Annotated in this window: 20 protein-coding genes; 14 read left to right on the top strand and 6 right to left on the bottom strand. The window is 67.2% G+C overall.

What is annotated here, in order from left to right; translation table 11 throughout:
- Positions 1–186: 186 nt before the first annotated feature.
- Both FFS09_RS13260 and FFS09_RS13255 read right to left on the bottom strand, forming a co-directional pair.
- Positions 187–567: a hypothetical protein gene (locus FFS09_RS13260; protein ID WP_212745098.1), complete on the bottom strand. Its 381-nt coding sequence runs from the start codon at positions 565–567 to the stop codon at positions 187–189.
- A gap of 63 nt (positions 568–630) precedes the next feature.
- Positions 631–1,701, bottom strand: a complete 1,071-nt coding sequence (locus FFS09_RS13255) for a glycerophosphodiester phosphodiesterase (RefSeq protein WP_137919346.1) — start codon at positions 1,699–1,701, stop codon at positions 631–633.
- Between the two features lie 158 nt (positions 1,702–1,859).
- Between FFS09_RS13255 and FFS09_RS13250 the strand changes: the two genes are divergently transcribed.
- From FFS09_RS13250 to FFS09_RS13190, 13 genes are all read left to right on the top strand, one after another.
- Positions 1,860–3,575: a long-chain fatty acid--CoA ligase gene (locus tag FFS09_RS13250; protein ID WP_502703731.1), complete on the top strand. Its 1,716-nt coding sequence runs from the start codon at positions 1,860–1,862 to the stop codon at positions 3,573–3,575.
- A gap of 51 nt (positions 3,576–3,626) precedes the next feature.
- Positions 3,627–4,295 carry a response regulator gene (locus FFS09_RS13245; protein WP_137919345.1) on the top strand — a complete coding sequence of 223 codons (669 nt, stop codon included), beginning with the start codon at positions 3,627–3,629 and terminating at the stop codon, positions 4,293–4,295.
- On the top strand, positions 4,292–5,698 hold the full coding sequence (locus tag FFS09_RS13240; RefSeq protein WP_171020005.1) for a sensor histidine kinase: 1,407 nt from the start codon (positions 4,292–4,294) through the stop codon (positions 5,696–5,698). The genes FFS09_RS13245 and FFS09_RS13240 overlap by 4 nt, the downstream gene beginning before the upstream one ends.
- A gap of 114 nt (positions 5,699–5,812) precedes the next feature.
- Positions 5,813–6,802 (top strand): Bug family tripartite tricarboxylate transporter substrate binding protein, encoded by a 990-nt coding sequence (locus FFS09_RS13235; RefSeq protein ID WP_137919343.1) that lies wholly within the window; start codon positions 5,813–5,815, stop codon positions 6,800–6,802.
- A gap of 72 nt (positions 6,803–6,874) precedes the next feature.
- On the top strand, positions 6,875–7,321 hold the full coding sequence (locus FFS09_RS13230; protein WP_137919342.1) for a tripartite tricarboxylate transporter TctB family protein: 447 nt from the start codon (positions 6,875–6,877) through the stop codon (positions 7,319–7,321).
- A gap of 1 nt (position 7,322) precedes the next feature.
- Positions 7,323–8,840 (top strand): tripartite tricarboxylate transporter permease, encoded by a 1,518-nt coding sequence (locus FFS09_RS13225; RefSeq protein ID WP_137919341.1) that lies wholly within the window; start codon positions 7,323–7,325, stop codon positions 8,838–8,840.
- 4 nt (positions 8,841–8,844) lie between these two features.
- Entirely contained in the window at positions 8,845–9,078 is a 234-nt protein-coding gene (locus tag FFS09_RS13220; protein WP_137919340.1) for a hypothetical protein, read from the top strand.
- Positions 9,079–9,143: 65 nt separating this feature from the next.
- Positions 9,144–9,884 carry a 2OG-Fe dioxygenase family protein gene (locus FFS09_RS13215; protein ID WP_137919339.1) on the top strand — a complete coding sequence of 247 codons (741 nt, stop codon included), beginning with the start codon at positions 9,144–9,146 and terminating at the stop codon, positions 9,882–9,884.
- A gap of 4 nt (positions 9,885–9,888) precedes the next feature.
- Positions 9,889–11,781, top strand: a complete 1,893-nt coding sequence (locus FFS09_RS13210; protein WP_137919338.1) for an ATP-binding protein — start codon at positions 9,889–9,891, stop codon at positions 11,779–11,781.
- Positions 11,778–12,485 (top strand): response regulator, encoded by a 708-nt coding sequence (locus FFS09_RS13205; protein WP_137919337.1) that lies wholly within the window; start codon positions 11,778–11,780, stop codon positions 12,483–12,485. The genes FFS09_RS13210 and FFS09_RS13205 overlap by 4 nt, the downstream gene beginning before the upstream one ends.
- 150 nt (positions 12,486–12,635) lie before the next feature.
- Positions 12,636–13,175, top strand: a complete 540-nt coding sequence (locus FFS09_RS13200) for a TRAP transporter small permease subunit (RefSeq protein WP_137919336.1) — start codon at positions 12,636–12,638, stop codon at positions 13,173–13,175.
- Positions 13,175–14,671, top strand: a complete 1,497-nt coding sequence (locus tag FFS09_RS13195) for a TRAP transporter large permease (RefSeq protein ID WP_137919360.1) — start codon at positions 13,175–13,177, stop codon at positions 14,669–14,671. The genes FFS09_RS13200 and FFS09_RS13195 overlap by 1 nt, the downstream gene beginning before the upstream one ends.
- Positions 14,668–15,126 carry a hypothetical protein gene (locus tag FFS09_RS13190; RefSeq protein WP_137919335.1) on the top strand — a complete coding sequence of 153 codons (459 nt, stop codon included), beginning with the start codon at positions 14,668–14,670 and terminating at the stop codon, positions 15,124–15,126. Before FFS09_RS13195 ends, FFS09_RS13190 begins: the two co-directional genes overlap by 4 nt.
- 40 nt (positions 15,127–15,166) lie before the next feature.
- Here the strand turns inward: FFS09_RS13190 and bktB are convergent, their stop codons facing one another.
- From bktB to FFS09_RS13170, 4 genes are read right to left on the bottom strand one after another with little or no spacing between them, the layout of a single operon-like run.
- The gene (gene bktB, locus FFS09_RS13185; protein WP_137919334.1) at positions 15,167–16,354 is read right to left on the bottom strand and encodes a beta-ketothiolase BktB; all 1,188 of its coding nucleotides are present in this window, start codon (positions 16,352–16,354) and stop codon (positions 15,167–15,169) included.
- A 58-nt stretch (positions 16,355–16,412) separates the two neighbouring features.
- On the bottom strand, positions 16,413–17,009 hold the full coding sequence (locus tag FFS09_RS13180) for a histidine phosphatase family protein (RefSeq protein WP_252374358.1): 597 nt from the start codon (positions 17,007–17,009) through the stop codon (positions 16,413–16,415).
- 16 nt (positions 17,010–17,025) lie between these two features.
- Positions 17,026–17,799, bottom strand: coding sequence for an SDR family NAD(P)-dependent oxidoreductase (locus tag FFS09_RS13175; protein WP_137919333.1), 774 nt, complete (start codon positions 17,797–17,799; stop codon positions 17,026–17,028).
- A 9-nt stretch (positions 17,800–17,808) separates the two neighbouring features.
- Positions 17,809–18,453, bottom strand: a complete 645-nt coding sequence (locus FFS09_RS13170) for a pseudouridine synthase (protein WP_137919332.1) — start codon at positions 18,451–18,453, stop codon at positions 17,809–17,811.
- Positions 18,454–18,790: 337 nt separating this feature from the next.
- Between FFS09_RS13170 and FFS09_RS13165 the strand changes: the two genes are divergently transcribed.
- Positions 18,791–19,792, top strand: a complete 1,002-nt coding sequence (locus tag FFS09_RS13165; protein ID WP_137919331.1) for a tRNA-dihydrouridine synthase — start codon at positions 18,791–18,793, stop codon at positions 19,790–19,792.
- The last annotated feature ends 2 nt before the right edge of the window (positions 19,793–19,794 follow it).

Below are 19,794 nucleotides of genomic sequence, written 5' to 3'. Positions count from 1 at the left end.
CAATGGATGGGGGCTGGGCCGATGCCCATCCGAGGGCACCGAATGCCCAAAGTCCGATGCAAGCGCGCAGGGGCGCGGAGGGCGAAATTCGCCTCAAGAAGGTCATGGAAATCTCCTGAAAACACAAACCAGCGCCCGCAGCGCGCCCTCATGGGGCGGTGGCGGACGCACCTCGGGTGTGTGCGTTCAGGAAATGGGTGGCTTGATGCCCTGGTGCGGCTCGGCGCTGGCGAAGCGCTCGGCCGAGGGCGTGAGCCTGCCGGGCGTTGGCATCAGGCTGGGCAGGGCGGGCACGGCGAAGGGCATGGCGGGGCCGTTGCAGACCTCACAGCTCTTGTGCGTGTGCTCGCCGCCACCGCTTGGCATGGCGTTGTCGTGCATGTCGCCCTGTTGCGGCTCGGCCATGGCCTCGTGCTGGGCATGGTCCGCGTGAGGGGATGGCTCGGCGTTTGCAACGTGCGCCATGCCGTGCGCCGGGGTCGGCAGCATCGCCACCGCCATGGCGTCGCCCATCCAGCTGCGGATGGGCAGCAGGGCGATCATGAGGGCGAGGATCCAATGGCGCATGGCGCTGGAATGATACGGGGTGCGGCCGAATAGTTCCCGCACCTGCGATCGAAGCGGTCCGGGTCACTCCGGCGCAACGCCGAATTGCGGCACCTGTGGCGCGGGGGCGGGGGCCGCGGCCTTGGCGACGGGCGCGGCCACTTGCGGCGGCAGGCCCATGCCGCGGCGCTGCATCACCGTGCGCAGTTGATCCGGGCGGTCGGTGATGATGCCGTCCACGCCCCAGTCGATCAGGCGCGCCATGTCCTGCATGTCGTTCACGGTCCAGGGGATCACGCGCAGGCCGAGCGCGCGCGCATGTTGCAGCACGCGCTGGTCGAGGTCGCTGAAGTGGGGCGACCAGAGCTTGCCGCCGGCGGCGGCCACCATGGCCGGTGCGTCCTCGAAGTCGGTCAGGCGCAGGCCGTTGGTCCATTCGCCGCCGCGCAGCGTGTTGAAGTTCGGCTGCTGGGCCGACAGGTAGGACAGCGGCAGGTCGGGCGCGAGCTGGCTCGCTGCCTTCTGGATGCGCCAGTCGAAACTCTGCAGGCTCACGCGCGTGGCCATGCCGTGGGACTGGATGACGTCGAGCACGGCGCGCACGAAGGCGTCGGGCGAGGGCGAATCGTCGGGCCGCCTGGGGTGGATCTTGAGTTCGATGTTGAACCGCACATGCTGCGCGCGGAGCTGGCGCACCTGGTCGAACAGGGCAGCGAGCGTGGGGATGTGCTGGCCGTCGCTGGCGACCTGTTCGCTGAAGGTGCGCGCGTAGCCGCTGGCCGGGTTGATGCGGCCCACGTCCCAGGCGGCGATTTCGGGCAGCGTGAGGCGGTTGAAGGGTTTGCCACGCGTCTGCAGCCAGCGCCCGCTGGCGTCGCGCGTGATGTCGGGGTTGGGTGCGAAGTCGTGCGAGATCACCGGCACGCCCTCGGCGCTGAGCACCACGTCGAGTTCGAGCGTGGTGACACCGATGGCCAGCGCGCGTTCGAAGCCCGCCAGCGTGTTTTCCGGCGCCAGGCCGCGCGCGCCGCGGTGGCCTTGCACATCGAACGCGAGCGCTGCGCCCGCGCACCACAGCGAGAGGCCCAGGGCGGTGGTGCAGCTCCAGCGGATCCAGGTCAGGCGTTGCACGCCTTGCGAGGTGTGTTCGGTCATGGGGCGCAGTCTGACAGCGTCGAATGACCGGATCAAGTCAACCCTACGGGGTGGTCGGGCGCTTTACAAGCCGCGTCTCACGTGCGACAAACTGGCTGCGACAGAAATCGCGCCGACCCGTATGCTTGTTTGCAAATAGCCAAGCATGGAGACAAGCGATGAGCAGCCTCACCGAGGGCGGGCGCATGCCCGACCCGCACGCGCATTTCCGCTTCTGGCCCGCGCGCCTGCCCCGGCGCATCACGCCGCCGGCCACGTCGCTGTGGCGCAACCTGGAGGTGAGCGCGCTGCGCTACCCCGACAAGCCCGCGCTGGTGTTCTTCGACCAGGTGCTCACCTACCGCGAGTTGCTGGCGCAGGCCGAGCGCCTCGCGGCGCACCTGCGCGAGCAGGGCGTGCAGGATGGCGACCGCGTGATCCTGCTGATGCAGAACTGCCCGCAATGGGTGGTGGCGCACTTTGCCATCCTGCGTGCCAATGCGGTGGTGGTGCCGGTCAACCCCATGAACCGGGCCGAGGAACTCAAACATTACATCGTCGACCCGGACGCGCGCGTGGCGATCGCCGCGGCCGATCTGGCGGGCGAGCTGCTCAAGGCCAATGCCACGGTGCGCGAGGGCGATCGGCTGCGCCATCTCGTGGTGTCGCACTACAGCGACCAGATGGGTCCGCAGGCCGAGGTGCCGCCCGCCTGGGCCGGGTGGCTGGGCGCGCGCCACGCCACGCCCGAACTGCCCGGTGGCACGGTGAGCGACTGGGCCGACGCGCTGGCCTGCGGCAGCACCGCGCCCGCGCACAACCGCGGCCCGGACGACCTGGCCGTGCTGCCCTACACCAGCGGCACCACCGGCCTGCCCAAGGGCTGCATGCACCCGCACCGCACGCTCATGCACAACGCGGTGGCGGCGGCCCTGTGGATCCACAGCACGTCGGAGAACGTGGGTTTGCTGGTGGTGCCCATGTTCCACATCACCGGCATGGTGGCCGGCATGCACGCGGCGGTGTACCTGGGCGCGACCATGGTCGTCATGCCGCGCTGGGACCGCGAACTCGCGGGCCGGCTTATTTCGCGCTGGCGCGTCACGCACTGGACCAACATCCCGACCATGGTGATCGACCTGTTGAGCAGCCCGCTCTTCGACCAGTACGACCTCTCCAGCCTGGAGCACATCGGCGGTGGTGGCGCGGCCATGCCGCAGGCGGTGGCGCAGCGGCTGTTCGAGTTGTATGGCCTGCGTTATTCGGAGGGCTATGGCCTCACCGAAACCGCCGCGCCTTCGCACAACAATCCGTGCGAGCACCCCAAGCAGCAGTGCCTGGGCATTCCCTTCATGGGGACGGAGGCGCGCGTGGTGGACCCGATCACGTTGCAGGAAATGCCGCAGGGCGAGGCCGGTGAAATCATCGTCCACGGCCCCGAGGTGTTCGACGGCTACTGGAAGCGCCCGGAGGCCACCGAAGCCGCCTTCATCACGTTCGAGGGCCAGCGCTTCTTCCGCTCCGGCGACCTGGGTCGGGTGGACGAGGACGGCTACTACTTCATCACCGATCGCCTCAAACGCATGATCAACGCCAGCGGCTTCAAGGTCTGGCCGGCGGAGGTGGAGGCGCTGATGTTCAAGCACCCCGCGATCGCCGAGGCCTGCGTGATCGCCACGCAGGACGCGTACCGCGGTGAAAGCGTCAAGGCCGTGGTGGTGCTGCGCGAGTCGGCGCGCGGCAGCACGAGCGAGCAGGACATCATCGACTGGTGCCGCGACACCATGGCCGCCTACAAGTGCCCGCGCGAGGTGGCGTTCGTCACCAGCTTGCCCAAGAGCGGCAGCGGCAAGGTGATGTGGCGCTTGCTGCAGGAGCAGGAAGCGAAGGGCTGATCGCAGCCCACGGTGGGATATCCTCCGCACCGCATGCAGGAGGCATTGAACATGCGGATATTGCTCGCCGAAGACGATGCCGATCTGGGCAACTGGCTCACCAAGGCGTTGGGGCAGAACGACTTTCAGGTCGATTGGGTGAACGACGGGCGCATGGTCCGGCGCAGCTTGAAGACCACCCGATACGACGCGCTCATCCTCGATCTCGGACTGCCGGGCGTCGAGGGCCACGACGTGCTGGCCGACCTGCGGGAGGCCGATCAGCGCCTTCCCGTGCTGATCCTCACGGCCCGCGATTCGCTGATGGAGCGGGTGAGTTGTCTGCATGGCGGCGCCGACGATTTTCTTGCCAAGCCCTTTGAGCTGGCGGAACTCGAAGCCCGCCTGACCGCGCTGATCCGGCGTTCGCACGGAGTGGATCATGCCCGTTTCGCATGTGGTCCCTTGAGCTACGACAGCGCCAGCCGGCAATTCAAGTTGCAGCAGGAACTGCTGACGTTCACACCCCGCGAGCACGCGGTGATGCGGGCGCTGATTCAGCACAGCGGCGAGCCGCTGTCCAAGCGGGAGCTGGTGGAACGGGTGTTCTCCGACGAGAGCGATGTGCACCCCGAAGCCATTGAAGTGTTGGTGCATCGGCTGCGCAAGCGGCTGGAAGCCTCGCCGGTGCGCATCACCACCTTGCGTGGCATGGGCTACCTGCTGGAATGCCCACCATGACCCCCCTGCGCTGGTTGCGCTCGAGCATCCGGCGCGCGCTGCTCGCCGTGCTGATCCCGGGCATGCTGCTGGTGTTCTCGGCCGAGCTCTGGCTGGCCTGGCGCACCGCCAGCGACGCTGCCGATGCGGCCTACGACCGTTCCTTGCTGGGCGCCGTCAAGTCGATCGACTCGAGCATTTCGACCGCCAGTGGCGGGCTGGGGGTGGAGCTGCCCTACCGCATGCTGGAGTTCTTCGAGCTCACGGCCAACGGCAAGGTCTATTACCGGGTCGCCACGGAAGATGGTCTGGTGGAAATCGGCAGCCCGGGGCTGCCTTTGCCGCCCGAGTCCCTGAAGACCGGTGTGCCGCAGTTCTACGATGGAGCGTACTTCGGCGAGGCCGTGCGCGTGGGCAGTTATGCGCGCGAGCTGTCCCCGCCACTGGCCGGCGCTCCAGGCTCGCAGCGCGTGGTGATCCAGGTGGCCGAAACGCTGGAAGCGCGCAACGACTTTCGACAAAGCCTGGTGCTGCAATCGGGCGCGCGCGACTTCTTCCTGGTGGTGGTCGCGAGCGCGTTGTTCGGCCTGACCATTGCCTGGGCGATGCGGCCGCTGGCGAGGCTGCGGCAGGATGTGGAGTCGCGTTCGCCGCAAGACCTCACACCGATTGCGAGCGACGATGTGCCCGCCGAACTGCTGCCGCTGGTGGGGGCGATCAACCACCACGTAGCGCGCAATCGGGCGCAAAGCGAACAGCAGCGGCGTTTTGTCGACGACGCGTCGCACCAGTTGCGCACGCCGCTGACCACGTTGGCGACGCAGGTCGCCTATGCGCTGCGCGAGGACGATCCGACCGCGCTGCGCACGGTGATGGAAGACATTCGTTATCAACTGGACGAGACCATTCGCCAGACCAACCAGATGCTGGCCATGGCCAAGGCCGACAGCGCGCCGCCGACACCCGAGGCGCTGGACGCTGTGGTGATGGCGGAAGGTCTGATGCGCCGCTGGTGGCCCGTCGCACGGCAGCAGGGTGTGGATCTGGGACTGCATGCGCCCATGGCCCGGCTGCCGTTCCATGGCGAGTCCGCGCTGTTGAACGAGGCCTTGTCCAACCTGCTGCACAACGCCATTCACCATGGTGGAAAGGGCGGCCACGTCACACTGGCCCTCGCTAGCGGGGGCGGGCACGTGCGCTTCAGCGTGACAGACGGTGGGCCGGGTATGCCGCTGGAGGAATTGCAACGGGCAGGCGAGCGTTTTTTTCGCGGCAGCGCAAGGCAGGTGCCCGGCTCCGGGCTCGGCCTGTCGATTGCGCGTTCCGTGGCACTGCGGCATGGCGGCAGCTTGCGGGTGGACACCGGACCGCAGGGCCGGGGCCTGGTCGTCGTGATGGATCTGTCTGCCGGTGTTGAGGGTTAACCCGCGCATATTCCCCGCCGCGTTGAAAGCGTTTTGACAGTGCGCTTTTTCTACAGTGGCCTGCCACGCCGAACCTGCGCGGGCATTCCGCAGCCACAAAGAGGAGACACCGTCATGAAATTCGTACCCGGCCTTCTGGCCATCGTGTTGTCCACCGGCGCACTCGCGGTGCACGCCGCCGGCCCCCTGGAAAAAACCGAATGCATCGCGCCCGCCAAACCCGGCGGCGGCTTTGACCTCACCTGCAAGCTGGTGCAAAGCGCCCTGACAGACGGCAAGTTCATCGCCGACCCCATGCGCGTGACCTACATGCCCGGCGGTATTGGCGCCGTGGCCTACAACACGGTGATTGCGCAACGCCCTGACAGTGCCAACGCCATCATTGCGTTCTCCGGCGGCTCGCTGCTGAACCTGGCCCAGGGCAAGTTCGGCCGCTACACCGAGAACGACGTGCGCTGGCTCTCCGCCATCGGCACCGACTACGGCGCGGTGGTGGTGGCCGAGAACTCGCCTTTCAAATCCCTCAAGGATGTCATGGCCGCCATGAAGGCCGATCCCACCAAGGTGGTGCTGGGCGCGGGTGGCACGGTGGGGAGCCAGGACTGGATGAAAGCCGCGTTGACCGCGCGCGCCGGTGGCGTCAACCCCAAGTCCATGCGTTACGTTGCATTCGAAGGCGGCGGTGAAGCACTCACCGCGCTGCAAGGCGGGCACATCCACGTGTTCACCGGTGACGCGGCCGAGGCCCAGCAGCAGATCAAGGCCGGCGCCAAGGTGCGCCTGCTCGCCGTGATGCACAGCAAGCGCCTGACGGGCGACATGGCCGGCATTCCCACCGCGGCCGAGCAAGGCTTCGATGTGGAGTGGCCGATCATCCGCGGCTTCTACCTCGGCCCAAAGGTCAGCGAGGCGGACTACAAGGTCTGGGCCGACACCTTTAACAGGATGATGGCCACGCCCGCCTTCAACGCGCTGCGCACCGAGCGTGGCCTGTTCCCGCTCGCCATGACAGGCGCCGAACTGGACGCTTACGTGAAGAAGCAGGTGGCTGGCTACCGCAAGCTCGCCGACGAGTTCGGGCTGGCCACCACGCCCGCCAAGTAAGGCCCCGCCGCCTTTCCTTCGCCCCACGACCGCTACGCGCTGGTGGTCCCCTTTTTTTGTCTGGAGCCTGCCATGAGCGACCGCGCACTCGGCGCGGCGTGTGTGGTTGCGTCCGTTGCCATGGCGGCAGTGGCGCGCAACTACACCGCCGCCTTTTCCTACGAACCCCTGGGCCCACGCGCCTTCCCCTTGTTGCTGGCCGTGGGGCTGGGCTTGTCGGGCTTGTGGTTGGTGTTGCGCCCCACACTGGGTGCGCAGACGTTCAATGGCGTGCCCTGGATGCCCACCTTGTGGTGCGCGGGCGCGATCATGGCCTACGCCGCGCTTTTTCAGGCGGTGGGTTTCGTGCTGGCCACGGCGCTGATGACCGTGCCCGTGGGCATGGCGTTTGGCGGCACTTGGCGCAAGACCTTGGCGGGCGGTGCGGCGCTGGGGCTGGTGCTGTTCCTGTTGTTCGACAAGGTGCTCGACGTGGTGCTGCCCGTCGGGCCGCTGGCCGCATGGCTCGGAGGCTTTTGACATGGACGTTCTCAAACACCTGATGGACGGGTTCGGCGTTGCGCTCAGCCCGGTCAACCTGGTCATCGCCGCGCTGGGCTCGTTCATTGGAACCATCGTCGGGCTCTTGCCCGGCCTCGGGCCCATCAACGGTGTGGCCATCCTCATGCCATTGGCGTTTGCCATGAAGCTGCCGCCAGAGACCTCGCTGATCCTGCTGGCTGCGGTCTACATCGGCTGCGAATACGGTGGGCGCATTTCGTCGATCCTGCTCAACGTGCCGGGTGACGCTGGCGCCATCATGACGGCGCTCGACGGCTACCCGATGGCGCGCCAGGGCATGGGTGGCGTGGCCTTGTCGATCTCGGCCTGGAGTTCGTTCGTGGGCTCGCTGGTCGCCACGCTGGGCATCGTCCTGCTGGCGCCGCTGCTGGCCCGATGGGCGCTGTCGTTCGGCCCCGCCGAGTACTTCGCGCTGATGTGTTTTGCATTTGCCTGCATCGCCGGCCTGATGGGGGATGCGCCGGTCAAGGCCGGTGTGGCCGCCATGATCGGTCTGGCCATGTCCTGCGTCGGGCTCGATTCGAATTCCGGCGTGTACCGCTTCACGGGGGGGGACATCCACCTGTCCGACGGCGTTCAGTTTGTCGTCGTCGTGATCGGTGTGTTCTCCATCAGCGAGATCCTGCTCATGCTGCAGGAGTACCACAGCAACACCGGCGCCATCACCCGGACTGGCCGCATGCTGTTCAACGTGCGCGAGATGGCCGCCACCTGGTGGGGCACGTTGCGCTCGAGCGTGCTGGGCTTCGTGGTGGGCGTGCTGCCGGGTGCCGGTGCCACCATCGCGAGCGCCATGGCCTACTCGATGGAGAAGCGCCTGACCGACAGGGACGGCACCTTCGGCAAGGGCGACATTCGTGGCGTGGCGGCGCCCGAGGCGGCCAACAATTCGGCGGCCACGGGCTCTTTCGTGCCCATGCTCACGCTCGGCATTCCGGGATCGGGCACCACGGCGGTGATGGTGGGCGCGCTCTCGCTCTACAACATCACACCAGGCCCGGCGCTGTTCACCCAGCAGCCCACGCTGGTGTGGGGGCTGATCGCCTCGCTGTTTCTGGCCAACGCCATGCTGCTCGTGATGAACATCCCTATGGTCGGACTCTTCACGCGCATCCTTCGCGTGCCCAACTGGTTCCTCGTGCCGGCCATCCTCGCGGTCAGCGCCGTGGGGGTGTACGCGGTGCATGCCACCACGTTCGACCTGATGCTCATGGTCGCGCTCGGCTTTGCGGCCTACCTGCTGCGCAAGCAGGGTGTGCCGATGGCGCCGCTGATCCTTGGCTTTGTCCTCGGCGATTTGATGGAGCAGAACCTGCGGCGGGCACTGTCGATCAGCAACGGCGACGCGGGCATTCTGGTCGGCAGTCCCATATCGATCGGGCTCTGGCTCAGCGCCGGGTTGATGCTGTTCCTGCCGGTTCTCATGCGCTTGATGTCGCGGCGCAAAGACAGCGCCCGCATCGCGCCGGCACAATAGCGAGATGTATTCCTTCACCGAGGTTTTTCGCCGCCTGTGGCAGCCACGCCGCAGCCTGTTCTGGCTCATGGTCGCGCTGCAGCTGCTCTCATCGGGCATCGTGCTGTTCATGCAGATCACCGATCCGCCCGGTGGCCTGCGGCTTGTGTTGAGCCTGATGGCGCTCGTTGATTCGCTGCTCGCCTGGTGGCTCACGGTGCGCTTGTGGCGCGAATCGGCGCCGCCAACACCCGGCTGACCTGGCTGGTTTTTCCTGGCCCTGGCGTTCCGTAGGCCCGATGCGCGCCGCTACACTGACCGCCCATGACCAGCGAATTCCAGCCCCCCTACGTACCGCTGTCCGCCGTGAACAGCACCCTGCAATCCCAAGGCTTTGCCCTGCTGAGCGCGGCCTCCGTGGCCGAGTGGCTGGCCGCATCGCCGGCCGAACTGGCCGCCCTGCACGCAGGCTGGAACCAGTTGCCCGCGGACGGTTACCTCAAGGACGGCGGGCGCTACCGCAGCCGGCGCCACAGCTGCTTTGTCGTGGACGGACCAAAGGTGGAGCAGGTGCCGCACCGCGCGCACTGGCAGCCGCTCGAATACAACGCACTGCACGGCGGCATGCAGCGCTGGTTCGAACCTATGGAGCCCGAGGTGGTGGCGCAGCCGGCCTGGGGCCGCCTGCTCGCGCGCCTGGGTGACGCGGCCAGCGCCCTGCGGGGCGCGCAGCCCTGGTTCGTGGAAGCGCACCCGTTTCGCATCGACACCACCGACGGCATTGGCCGGCCCACGCCCGAAGGCGCACACCGCGACGGTGTGGACCTCGTGGCCGTGTTCATGGTGGCGCGCCATGCCATCAAGGGCGGAGAGAGCCGTGTGTTCGAAGCCAATGGCCCCAGTGGTCAGCGCTTCACCTTGCGCGAACCGTGGTCGTTGCTGCTGCTCGATGACGCGCGCGTGATCCACGAGAGCACACCGATCCAGCCGATGGTCGCCGATGCCCTGGGTTGGCGCGACACGCTGGTGGTGACGTACCGCAAGGGCGGCTTTCAGGGCGGCTAGATCCGTGAAGGACGAGCGCCTGCTGCTGGTGTGCGTGATGGCCGATGGGCAGGCCCTGCAACTGGTCCGCCATGCCAGCAAGCTCCGACGCATCGACCAGCGCCCGTGGCGGGTGCTGCACCTGGACACCGTGTCGGCGCGCTACGCCAGCCAGGCGGTGCGGGACGATCTTGAACAGGCGCTGAAGCTGGCCAGCGGCGAGGGCGCGGAAATCGTGCATGCCAGCCTGAACATCCACGTGGGCGGCCACCTGATGACGCTGATCGCGCAACAGGCGCAAAACGGCGTGGTGGGCGATGTGGTGCTGGGCGATCAGGCCACCAGCCGGGTCTATTGGCCGGGCTTTGGCGAACAACTGAGCGATTTCACCGAGGTGCTGAGCGCCAGCGTGCCCAATGTGCAAGTGCACATCCTGGTGGCGCAACGCCAGCGGCGCAGCGCACAGGTGTCGGTCAGCGCGCTGGCCGCACAGCATCCGCCGCGCTGGTCGTGGCGCCACTGGCGCCTGCCGCTGGGTGTGCTGCTGGCTTGCACCCTGTTGTGCATGCTGATCGTGAGCTACCTGCATCCGTTCAACCTGATCCTGATCTACCTCGTGGGCGTGCTGTACGTGGCGCTCAAACGCGATCTGGTGGCTTCGGTGGTCACAGTGCTGGGAGCCATCCTGATCTTTGACTGGGCTTTCATCGCGCCGCGCTGGTCGCTCAAACCCGCCAACCCGGAGTACTTCTTCACCTTCGTCGTCACCTTGTGCGTGGGCCTGGCGGTGAGCCGCCTGGCGCTGCGCGCGCGCACCGCGGCGCTCAAGGCGCTGTCGCTGGCGGACCGTGCCCAGTCGTTGGGCTTGTTGGCGCAAAGTTTGTTGAACGCGCGCGCGCCGGAAGAAATCGGGCGTCTGCTGGTGCTGGCGGTGGAGCGTGGCGTGGGCGCGCAGGGACAGATCCGGCTGGGTGACACGCTGGCACCGGATGCACCCGTGCATCCCGTGGTGCCATCGCCCGACGGGGTGTACCGCTTTGGTTTGAGCACGGCCAACGGGCCGATGGGCGTGCTGGAGGTGTTCGAGCTGCCCACCGCGCGCCAGACCGGTGAAGACATGCACCTGCTGCAGGCCTTGGCCAACCAGGCGGCGCTGGCGCTGGACCGTTACCACGCCGATCTGCGCAGCCAGCAAACGGCGGTGCAGGCCGAAGCCGAGCGCGTGCGCAACACCTTGCTGACGGGCATCTCGCACGATTTCCGAACCCCCCTCACCGCCATCATCGGTGCGGCCACCACCGTGCTCACACAGGGACAACAGATCACGGCCGAGCAGCACGACGCCCTGTTGTTCAACCTGCTGGACCAGGCGCGCCGCTTGCAATCCCTCACCAGCGATCTGCTGGACCTGGCGCGCATGCAGGACGGCGCGGTGCGGCCGGAACACGAATGGTGCCCGGTGGGCGAGTTGGTGCGCGATGCGCTGGCCGTGACCCGAGGCGTCATCGGTGCGCGCCCGGTGGAACTGCAAGCCCTGGAGGACGACATCGTGTGGTGCGATGCGCGTCTGGTCACCCAGGCGATGACGAACCTGCTGCTCAACGCCGCGCAGCATTCGCCACCCGATGGGACCATCATGGTCGCTGTGCGGCTGGACCCCCAAGGCTGGACGCTGTCGGTGCGCGACCAGGGGCCCGGGCTCACGCCCCGACAGACCACCGAGGTGTTCAACAAGTTCTACCGCGACCCCGCCGTTGGCGCGCCGGCCGGCACCGGCCTGGGCCTGGCCATCTGCGAGGTGGTGGCGCGGCTGCACGGTGGCAGCATCAGCGCGCGCAGCGACGGCGGCGCCGTGTTCGAGATGCGCTTTCCCTGGTCGAACGCCACGACATCACGCCCTCTGGAGTTGCCCGAATGAGTTCGCCCGCCCCATTGCAGGTGTTGATCGTCGACGACGAACCCGCCATTCGCGACCTGCTGCGCACCACGCTCACCGCGGAAGGCTATGGCGTGATCGAGGCCGCCAGCGCGCGCGACGGTGCGACCCTGGCGGGCAACCGCCGCGTCGACCTGTTCCTGATCGACCTGAGCCTGCCCGACGGCGATGGCGTGGCGCTCATCCGCGAGATTCGCGGCTGGACCCAGCGGCCCATCCTGGTGCTCTCGGCCCGTACCCAGGAAACGCAGAAAGTGGAAGCGCTCGATGCCGGGGCCGATGACTTCGTGAGCAAACCCTTCGGTGTGGCGGAACTGCATGCGCGCATGCGTGTGGCCTTGCGCAATGCGTCCCGGTCGCAGGCCAGCGGCTCTGTCATTCAACTGGGTGAGGTCTGCATCCACTTGCTGGACCGCAGCGTCACGCGGGCCGGACAACCCGTTCATCTGACGGCGACCCAGTGGCGGCTGCTGGAGGTCCTGGCCCGCCACCAGGGGCGCGTGGTGAGCGGCGCGCAACTGCTGCGCGAGGTATGGGGACCGGGTCATTCGGAGCAAGGCCACTACCTGCGCATCTACGTACGCCAGCTGCGTCAAAAACTGGAAGCCGACCCGACAGAGCCCCGTTTTTTGCTGACCGAGATGGGCGTCGGTTACCGACTGCTGCCGACCAGCGGGATGGTCTGACATCGGGCTGACGCCTCCCCCGACGGCAGCCCCCATTTTTACGCGGCGTTTACAAGCCCGGCCGTACGCTGCGCAGCGTTGCGGCGGGCCCCTGGTCAAGCTCCGTTGGAATGCATCGCCGCGCGCCACACCCTACGAGGAGACATCTGAATGAAAAGCCTGCTGGCACTTGCCCGGCTGATCGACGCGCTCACCGACCGCTTTGCGGTGGTGGCGCGCTGGGCCATCCTGATCGCGTGCGCGATCAGCACCTCCAATGCGGTGGTGCGCTATTCCATGGACTACAGCTCCAACGCCTTTCTGGAAATCCAGTGGTACCTGTTCGCGATCTGCGTCATGTTCGGCGCGTCGCAGGTGTTGCGCATCAACGAACACGTGCGCGTGGACATCTTCTACAGCATGTACCCCACGCGCACCAAGGTCGTGATCGACCTGCTCGGCCTGATCTTCTTCCTGCTGCCCCTGACGCTGTTCATCGCCTACCTGTCGATGCCGATCTTCATCAAGATGTACGTCAGCGGCGAAATGTCGAGCAACTCCGGTGGACTCATCCGCTGGCCCGCGATGCTCACCATTCCCCTGGGCATGTTCCTGGTGGCGTTGCAAGGCGTCTCCGAAATCATCAAGCGCGTGGGCTGGTTGATGCATGTCCATGAAATGGACACCCACTACGAGAGGCCTCTGCAATGATCACCATGGAGACCTTTGCCCCGATGATGTTCGGGGGGCTGATCCTTGTCATGCTGATCGGGTTTCCGGTGGCGTTCTCGCTGGGTGCCCTGGGCCTGGCCTGCGGCTTCTTCGCCATCCACATGGGGTGGTTCCCGGCCTCGTTCATGGGCAATCTGCCGCTGAACCTGTTCGGCATCCTGTCGAACGACTTGCTGCTGGCGATTCCCTTCTTCACCTTGATGGGTGCCATTCTCGAGAAGTGCGGCCTGGCCGAGGACCTGCTGGAATCGATGAGCCAGCTGTTCGGCCCGAAGCGCGGCGGCCTGGGCTACTCGGTCATCGTGGTGGGCTTCATCCTGGGCGCCATCACCGGCACCGTGGCCGGCCAGGTGATCGCCATGTCCATGATCGCGCTGCCGATCATGATGCGCCACGGCTACGACATGCGTTATGCCACCGGCGTTCTTGCGGCCTCGGGCACCATCACGCAGCTCGTGCCGCCTTCGCTGGTGCTGGTGGTCATGGCCGACCAGCTGGGCCGCTCGGTGGGCGACATGTACAAGGGCGCGTGGGGCCCGTCGGTGCTGCAGGTGCTGATCTTCCTGGTCTACACCTTCATCCTGACCCGCCTGCGTCCCAACGCGCTGCCCGGCATCCCGCTGGAAGCGCGCACCGCCAGTGGCTGGGCGCTGTGGAAGCAGTGCCTGCGCGGCATCATCCCCTCGGCCATCCTGATCTTCGCGGTGCTGGGCAGCATGGGCGGTTTGCCCGGCATCACCACGGCGATCTGCACGCCCACCGAAGCCGGCGCGATGGGCGCGGCGGGCGCGTTCATCCTGGCGGCCATCCACCGCCGCCTGACCTGGCCGCTGGTGCGCGAAGCCATCACCGGCACCATGCGCATCACCGCCATGGTGGTGTTCATCCTGATCGGCGCGCGCGTGTTCTCGCTCGTGTTCCAGGGTGTGGACGGTGGCATCTGGATCGAGCACATGCTGAGCAGCCTGCCCGGTGGCCAGACCGGCTTCCTGCTGGTGGTCAATGCCTTCATCTTCTTCCTGGCGTTCTTCCTCGACTTCTTCGAGATCGCCTTCATCATCCTGCCGCTGCTGGGCCCGGTGGCCGACAAGATGGGCATCGACCTGATCTGGTTCGGCGTGCTGCTGTGCGTGAACATGCAGACCAGCTTCATGCACCCCCCGTTCGGCTTCGCGCTGTTCTACCTGCGCGGCATCTCGGATTCTCTGTTCAAGAACGGTGCCTTGCCGGCCAAGGTGCAGTCGCGCGACATCTACATGGGCGCGATCCCGTTCGTGATCCTGCAGATCCTGCTGGTGCTGGTGGTGATCTTCGTGCCGCAGACGGTCACGGTGTTCCTCGACGAAAAGATCGTCTACGACCTGGACAAGGTCGAGATGCCTGCGGTGGAAGAGTCGAGCGACGCGGAAGGCAGCGACATGGAACACCTGCTGGAGGGCATGGAGCCGAAAGCAGCCGAGCCCGCCAAGCAATGATCCAGGCCGAGCTGACGCCGGTGGAAGGGCGGTCTTTCCCGCGGGCCATTCAGGTGCTGGCCACGCTGGCCATCCTGGGCCTGCTGGCGAGCGCCTGGAAGGCGCGCGTCGCGCTGGCCAGCATGACGCTGCCGTCCGAACTCCTGCTGCTCGCGGGACTGGCCGCGGTGGTGGTGCTCTGGAGCTACCTCAACATCCTCTTCAGCACCACCCGTGTGTCCAACGAGGCCATTTCTCAAGGGTGGTTGTGGCGCACCAGCGTGCAACTGCGCGACATCGCCCAGGTGAAGCTGCTGCGCTTCAAGCCCCTGGACTTCCTGGTGGCGCCGCGCCTGGTGGTGCGTGCCGGCGCGCTGGGCAACACCACGTTCCACGTGGCCGACCCGGCCGTGCTGGCGGTGGTGGATCTGCTGGTGCACGGGCAGGTCGAACCGGCCGAAGCCGCTTCGACCTGATGCATCGCCGTTCGGGCAGGGCCGGAACGGATGCCGCTCTTTACACCCGTTCGAAAATCGCGGCGATGCCCTGGCCGCCGCCGATGCACATCGTCACCAGCGCGTAGCGGCCCTGGATGCGCTGCAGCTCGTGCAGGGCCTTCACGGTGATCAGCGCGCCGGTCGCGCCGATGGGGTGACCGAGCGAAATGCCCGAGCCGTTGGGGTTCACCTTGGCCGGGTCCAGACCCAGGTCGCGCGTGACCGCGCAGGCCTGGGCGGCGAAGGCCTCGTTGGCCTCGATCACGTCCAGGTCGTTCACCGTCAAGCCGGCCTTTTTCAAGGCCGCCTGCGTCGCGGGCACCGGGCCGATGCCCATGTACTTCGGGTCCACGCCGGCGTGCGCGTAGGCCACCAGGCGCGCCAGCGGCTTGGCGCCACGCGCCTTGACCGCGTCGCCATCCATCAGCACCACGGCGGCGGCGGCATCGTTGATGCCCGAGGCGTTGCCCGCGGTCACCGTGCCGTTTTCCTTCAGGAACACCGGCTTGAGCTTGGCCATGTCGTCCAGCGTGGCGTTGGTGCGGAAGTGCTCGTCGGTGGCGTAGACCACATCGCCCTTCTTGCTCTTGAGCGTCACCGGCACGATCTGGTCCTTGAAGTAGCCGGCCTCGGTCGCGCGTTGTGCGCGGTTGTGGCTTTCCACGGCCAGCTTGTCCTGGTCTTCACGCGTGATGCCCCACTTGGCGGCGATGTTCTCGGCCGTCACACCCATGTGGATGGTGTGGAAGGGGTCGTGCAATGCGCCCATCATCATGTCCACCATTTTGGTGTCGCCCATGCGCGCGCCCCAGCGCATGTTGAGGCTGGCAAACGGTGCGCGGCTCATGACTTCGGCGCCAGCGCCGATGGCCACGTCGGTGTCGCCCAGCAGGATGCCCTGCGCGGCCGAGACGATGGCCTGCAGGCCCGAGCCGCAGAGGCGGTTGACGTTGAACGCGGGCGTGCCTTCGGCGCAGCCGCCGTTGATGGCGGCGACACGCGAGAGGTACATGTCCTTGGGTTCGGTGTTGACCACGTGGCCGAACACGACGTGGCCCACGTCCTTGCCGTCCACGCCAGCGCGTGCGAGCGATTCGCGCACGACGAGCGCGCCGAGTTCGGTGGGCGGTTGATCTTTGAGGCTGCCACCAAAAGTGCCAATGGCGGTGCGAACGGCGCTGACAACGAAAACTTCTTTGTTACTCACAAGATTCTCCTGATGACGGGGGTTAGCGCTCAATCGTAGCCCGCTCGGCGCGGGCTTGTCACGCCGCTCGAAAAGTCTGGCGCGCGACGATTTGCAGCGGGGTGCTGCTGCCTTCCCTGGCCGGGCGCGTCAGCAGGATGTCGCCCATGGCGGGGCTCACACCGGTGAGCGCCTTGATGTTCATGTCGTGCGTCACCAGCGCCAGGTTGCGCGGCGCTTGCACGCCTTGCGCGGTCTCCAGCACGTCTTGCGTCTGCATGTCCTGTTCGTCCGCACCAAAGAAAGCATTGAGCGCAGGCCATACGGTGTTCTGCTTGAAGGCCAGCAGGGCGGTGTCCTGGCAGCGGCACCAGGCGCTGGAACGCACCTGGTGGACCTTGATGTGCTCGCGCAGGAAGGCCGCGCCCATGCGCCGCGCCTGCTCGCGTCCGGCTTCGCTCAGGTTGCGCTGGGTGCGGCAGTCTCCGAGCGCGAAGCCGGGCGGGTCGCCGGCGCCGGGCTCGGTTTGCGCGTGCCGCATCAGCAGCACGCAGCCGCCTTCGCGCAGCAGGGTCCAGAACCCGGGTGTTTGCGGCAGGGCCAGGGCTGGAAAGCCCATCAACCCCAGGGCGGTGGTCTGGGCAAAGCGACGGCGGTTCAACAACGGTGCGCGCATCGATGCTCCCGGCGGTTCAGTCGCGGACATCGGCCACCGGTTTCGTGCCGAAGTCGGGGCGCTCCAGGTAGGCCAGGACGCGCGCGGCGGCGTCGGCGGGCGAGGTGAGCTGGCCTTGGCGCTTGAGTCCCACGAAGCGCTCCAGATCCGGGAAGGCGGCGGGGTCGCCCGCGCGCAATTGCACCTGCATGTCGGTGTCGATCACGCCGGGTGCCAGCGACACCAGACGCGCGCCGTGTTCGCGCGACGTTTCGTCGAGCGCACTGCAGCGCGTGAAGTGGTCCATGCCGGCCTTGGCGGCGCAATAGGGCGCTTGTGCGGCCATGGCGTTGCGGCCCATGCCCGACGAGATGTTGAGCACCTTGCGTGGGCCACGCCAGCCCGCGTTCACCCACGCGCCGGTGGCGCGCAGGAAGGCGGCGGTGAGTTGCATCGGCGCTTCCAGGCCCACGCGCAGCGCGTTGGCGAGCTGGTCGGGCGGGCAATCGTCGAGCGGGCCGATCCGAGGGACCACGCCAGCGTTGTTGATCAGCGTGGCGCTGGCGAATTCGCTGGCCTTGAGATCGCCCAGCCAGCCTTGCAACCGGTTGGCCGCGCCGGTGGTGTCGGCCAGGTCCTGCGCCCATTGCGTGAGGGGTGCTTCCACCCGTTGTGCGGCTTCGGCCAGTTCGGTGTTGATGTGACGCGAGATGCACAGAAGGTGGCGCTCGGCGCTGAGCAACTGCATGGCCATGGCCAGGCCCATGCCGCGCGAGGCGCCGGTGAGGATGGTGAGGTGGTGCTGTGGCATGCGGTTCTTTCAAAAAGGGCAGGGGCTGTGAAAGCGCATCGTCGCACCGTGCAAGGGATGCGGCAATTGCAAGGCGTGCGCGTGCAGCAGCAGCCGGGGCGCGAGCGCTTGTTGTTGGGGCGAGGCGTAGAGTGCATCGCCCAGGATGGGGTGGCCAATGGCTTGCAGGTGCACGCGCAACTGGTGCGTGCGCCCGGTCACGGGTTCGAGTTCGAGCCGTGTCGTGTCGTTCTCGGGTGGCGCGGCGTGTCGCCAGCGCGTGACGCTGGGTTTGCCGAGTTCGGCGCTCACGATGCTGCGCGGGCGGTTGGGCCAGTCGATGGTGAGCGGCAGGTCGATGGTGTTCCAGCCGTTGTCGGGCAAAGGGTTGATGAGCGTGCCGGCCACCACGGCGGTGTAGCGCTTGTGCACCTCGCGTTGTTCGAAGGCGCGGCTGAGCGCGCGCTGCGCGTCCAGGCCGCGTGCCATCACCACGATGCCGGAGGTGGACATGTCGAGCCGGTGCACCACGAGGGCGTCGGGCCAGCGGGCTTGGGCGCGGGCGCTCAGACAGTCCTGCTTGTCGGGGCCGCGTCCCGGGACGGCGAGCAGGCCTGCGGGTTTGTCGAGGACGATCATGTGGTCGTCTTCGTGGATCACCTTGAGTTCGCTCATCGGGTTTTCGTGCGCTGCACGTCGCGGGCGCGTGGACGGGTGGCGCTCTGCTCCGCGGGTGTCCCCCGACGGCTGGTGCCGGCTCCTCCTTTACCCCGCTGCGCAGAACGCCACCCGCCTACGCGCCAGAGGCAGCAGTGGCGCACCCACTGCGCGAGCCCCAACGAGGTCATCGGTGGCCATGGGGTGCGGCGCAGCGGCGTCAAGGAGGAGAGGCGGCGAAGCCGCCTCGGGGGACAGCCGCGGAGCCGCGCCCCGTGGTCGCCGATGACCGCCGCAACCGGAGAAAGAAAGCCAGACATAACCGCCGATTGTCCCGGCAAAGGACAATACCCCCATGCTGTTGCTCGCCCCCATGGAAGGTCTGTTGGACGCCACCCTGCGCGATGTCCTCACACGCACAGGTGGCATTGACCGCTGCGTGAGCGAATTCATCCGCGTCACCAACACGGTGTTGCCCGAGCGCGCCTTCTATCGCGTGGTGCCCGAGCTGCGCAACGGCGGCTACACCCGCGCGGGCGTGCCGGTGCGCGCGCAATTGCTCGGCTCCGACCCGATCCTGCTCGCGGAAAACGCCGAGCGCCTCGCTGGCCTGGGGCCGCACGGCATCGACCTGAATTTCGGCTGCCCGGCCAAGACCGTGAACCAGAGCCGCGGTGGCGCGGTGTTGCTCGACGAACCCGAACTGATTGGCCGCATCGTGGCGGCGGTGCGCCGCGCCGTGCCGGCCCACATGCCGGTGTCGGCCAAGATGCGGCTGGGTTTCAACGACGACGATCGTGCCGAAGAATGCGCCCACGCGATCGCGGAGGCGGGCGCGGACGAACTTGTCATCCACGCCCGCACCAAGGCCCACGGCTACCGGCCGCCCGCGTACTGGGACAGGCTGGCCGAGGTGCGCGCCTCCTTGCCGGCGCACCTGCGCCTGCCGGTGATCGCCAACGGCGAAATCTGGACGGTCGCCGACGCCATGCGCTGCCGTGAGGTGACCGGTTGCGAACACCTCATGATCGGCCGCGGCATGGTGACCGACCCCGGGCTGGCGCTGGCCATCAAAGGGCAGGGCGGCGTGCCCTGGCACGTGCTGCCGCCCCTGCTCGACGCCTTCTGGCAGCAGGTGAGCGTGCGCGTGGAACGCCGCCACCGCGCCGGGCGGCTCAAGCAATGGCTCAACTACCTGCGCAAGCGCTACCCCGAAGCGCAGACCGCGTTCGACGAGCTGCGCCTGCTGCACGAACCCGCCGACATCGAGGCCTGGTTGCGGCAGGCCCAGACCCCTGAAATTCCTACCACAGCGGCGATCTTCTGGCCGGCAGCAGAAATAGCCCCGGCGTGTTAACT

Origin of the sequence: Hydrogenophaga sp. 2FB, from assembly GCF_005503365.1 — a bacterium.
Taxonomy (GTDB): Bacteria; Pseudomonadota; Gammaproteobacteria; order Burkholderiales; family Burkholderiaceae_C; genus Hydrogenophaga.
This window is presented reverse-complemented; position numbering and strand designations above follow the sequence as displayed.

What these genes read in the sequence shown, in the direction of transcription:
- FFS09_RS13260 (WP_212745098.1), bottom strand. Translation starts at nt 567, where the DNA reads ATGCGCCATTGGATCCTCGCCCTCATGATCGCCCTGCTGCCCATCCGC.
- FFS09_RS13255 (WP_137919346.1), bottom strand. Translation starts at nt 1,701, where the DNA reads ATGACCGAACACACCTCGCAAGGCGTGCAACGCCTGACCTGGATCCGC.
- FFS09_RS13250 (WP_502703731.1), top strand. Translation starts at nt 1,860, where the DNA reads ATGAGCAGCCTCACCGAGGGCGGGCGCATGCCCGACCCGCACGCGCAT.
- FFS09_RS13245 (WP_137919345.1), top strand. Translation starts at nt 3,627, where the DNA reads ATGCGGATATTGCTCGCCGAAGACGATGCCGATCTGGGCAACTGGCTC.
- FFS09_RS13240 (WP_171020005.1), top strand. Translation starts at nt 4,292, where the DNA reads ATGACCCCCCTGCGCTGGTTGCGCTCGAGCATCCGGCGCGCGCTGCTC.
- FFS09_RS13235 (WP_137919343.1), top strand. Translation starts at nt 5,813, where the DNA reads ATGAAATTCGTACCCGGCCTTCTGGCCATCGTGTTGTCCACCGGCGCA.
- FFS09_RS13230 (WP_137919342.1), top strand. Translation starts at nt 6,875, where the DNA reads ATGAGCGACCGCGCACTCGGCGCGGCGTGTGTGGTTGCGTCCGTTGCC.
- FFS09_RS13225 (WP_137919341.1), top strand. Translation starts at nt 7,323, where the DNA reads ATGGACGTTCTCAAACACCTGATGGACGGGTTCGGCGTTGCGCTCAGC.
- FFS09_RS13220 (WP_137919340.1), top strand. Translation starts at nt 8,845, where the DNA reads ATGTATTCCTTCACCGAGGTTTTTCGCCGCCTGTGGCAGCCACGCCGC.
- FFS09_RS13215 (WP_137919339.1), top strand. Translation starts at nt 9,144, where the DNA reads ATGACCAGCGAATTCCAGCCCCCCTACGTACCGCTGTCCGCCGTGAAC.
- FFS09_RS13205 (WP_137919337.1), top strand. Translation starts at nt 11,778, where the DNA reads ATGAGTTCGCCCGCCCCATTGCAGGTGTTGATCGTCGACGACGAACCC.
- FFS09_RS13200 (WP_137919336.1), top strand. Translation starts at nt 12,636, where the DNA reads ATGAAAAGCCTGCTGGCACTTGCCCGGCTGATCGACGCGCTCACCGAC.
- FFS09_RS13190 (WP_137919335.1), top strand. Translation starts at nt 14,668, where the DNA reads ATGATCCAGGCCGAGCTGACGCCGGTGGAAGGGCGGTCTTTCCCGCGG.
- FFS09_RS13180 (WP_252374358.1), bottom strand. Translation starts at nt 17,009, where the DNA reads ATGCGCGCACCGTTGTTGAACCGCCGTCGCTTTGCCCAGACCACCGCC.
- FFS09_RS13175 (WP_137919333.1), bottom strand. Translation starts at nt 17,799, where the DNA reads ATGCCACAGCACCACCTCACCATCCTCACCGGCGCCTCGCGCGGCATG.
- FFS09_RS13170 (WP_137919332.1), bottom strand. Translation starts at nt 18,453, where the DNA reads ATGAGCGAACTCAAGGTGATCCACGAAGACGACCACATGATCGTCCTC.
- FFS09_RS13165 (WP_137919331.1), top strand. Translation starts at nt 18,791, where the DNA reads ATGCTGTTGCTCGCCCCCATGGAAGGTCTGTTGGACGCCACCCTGCGC.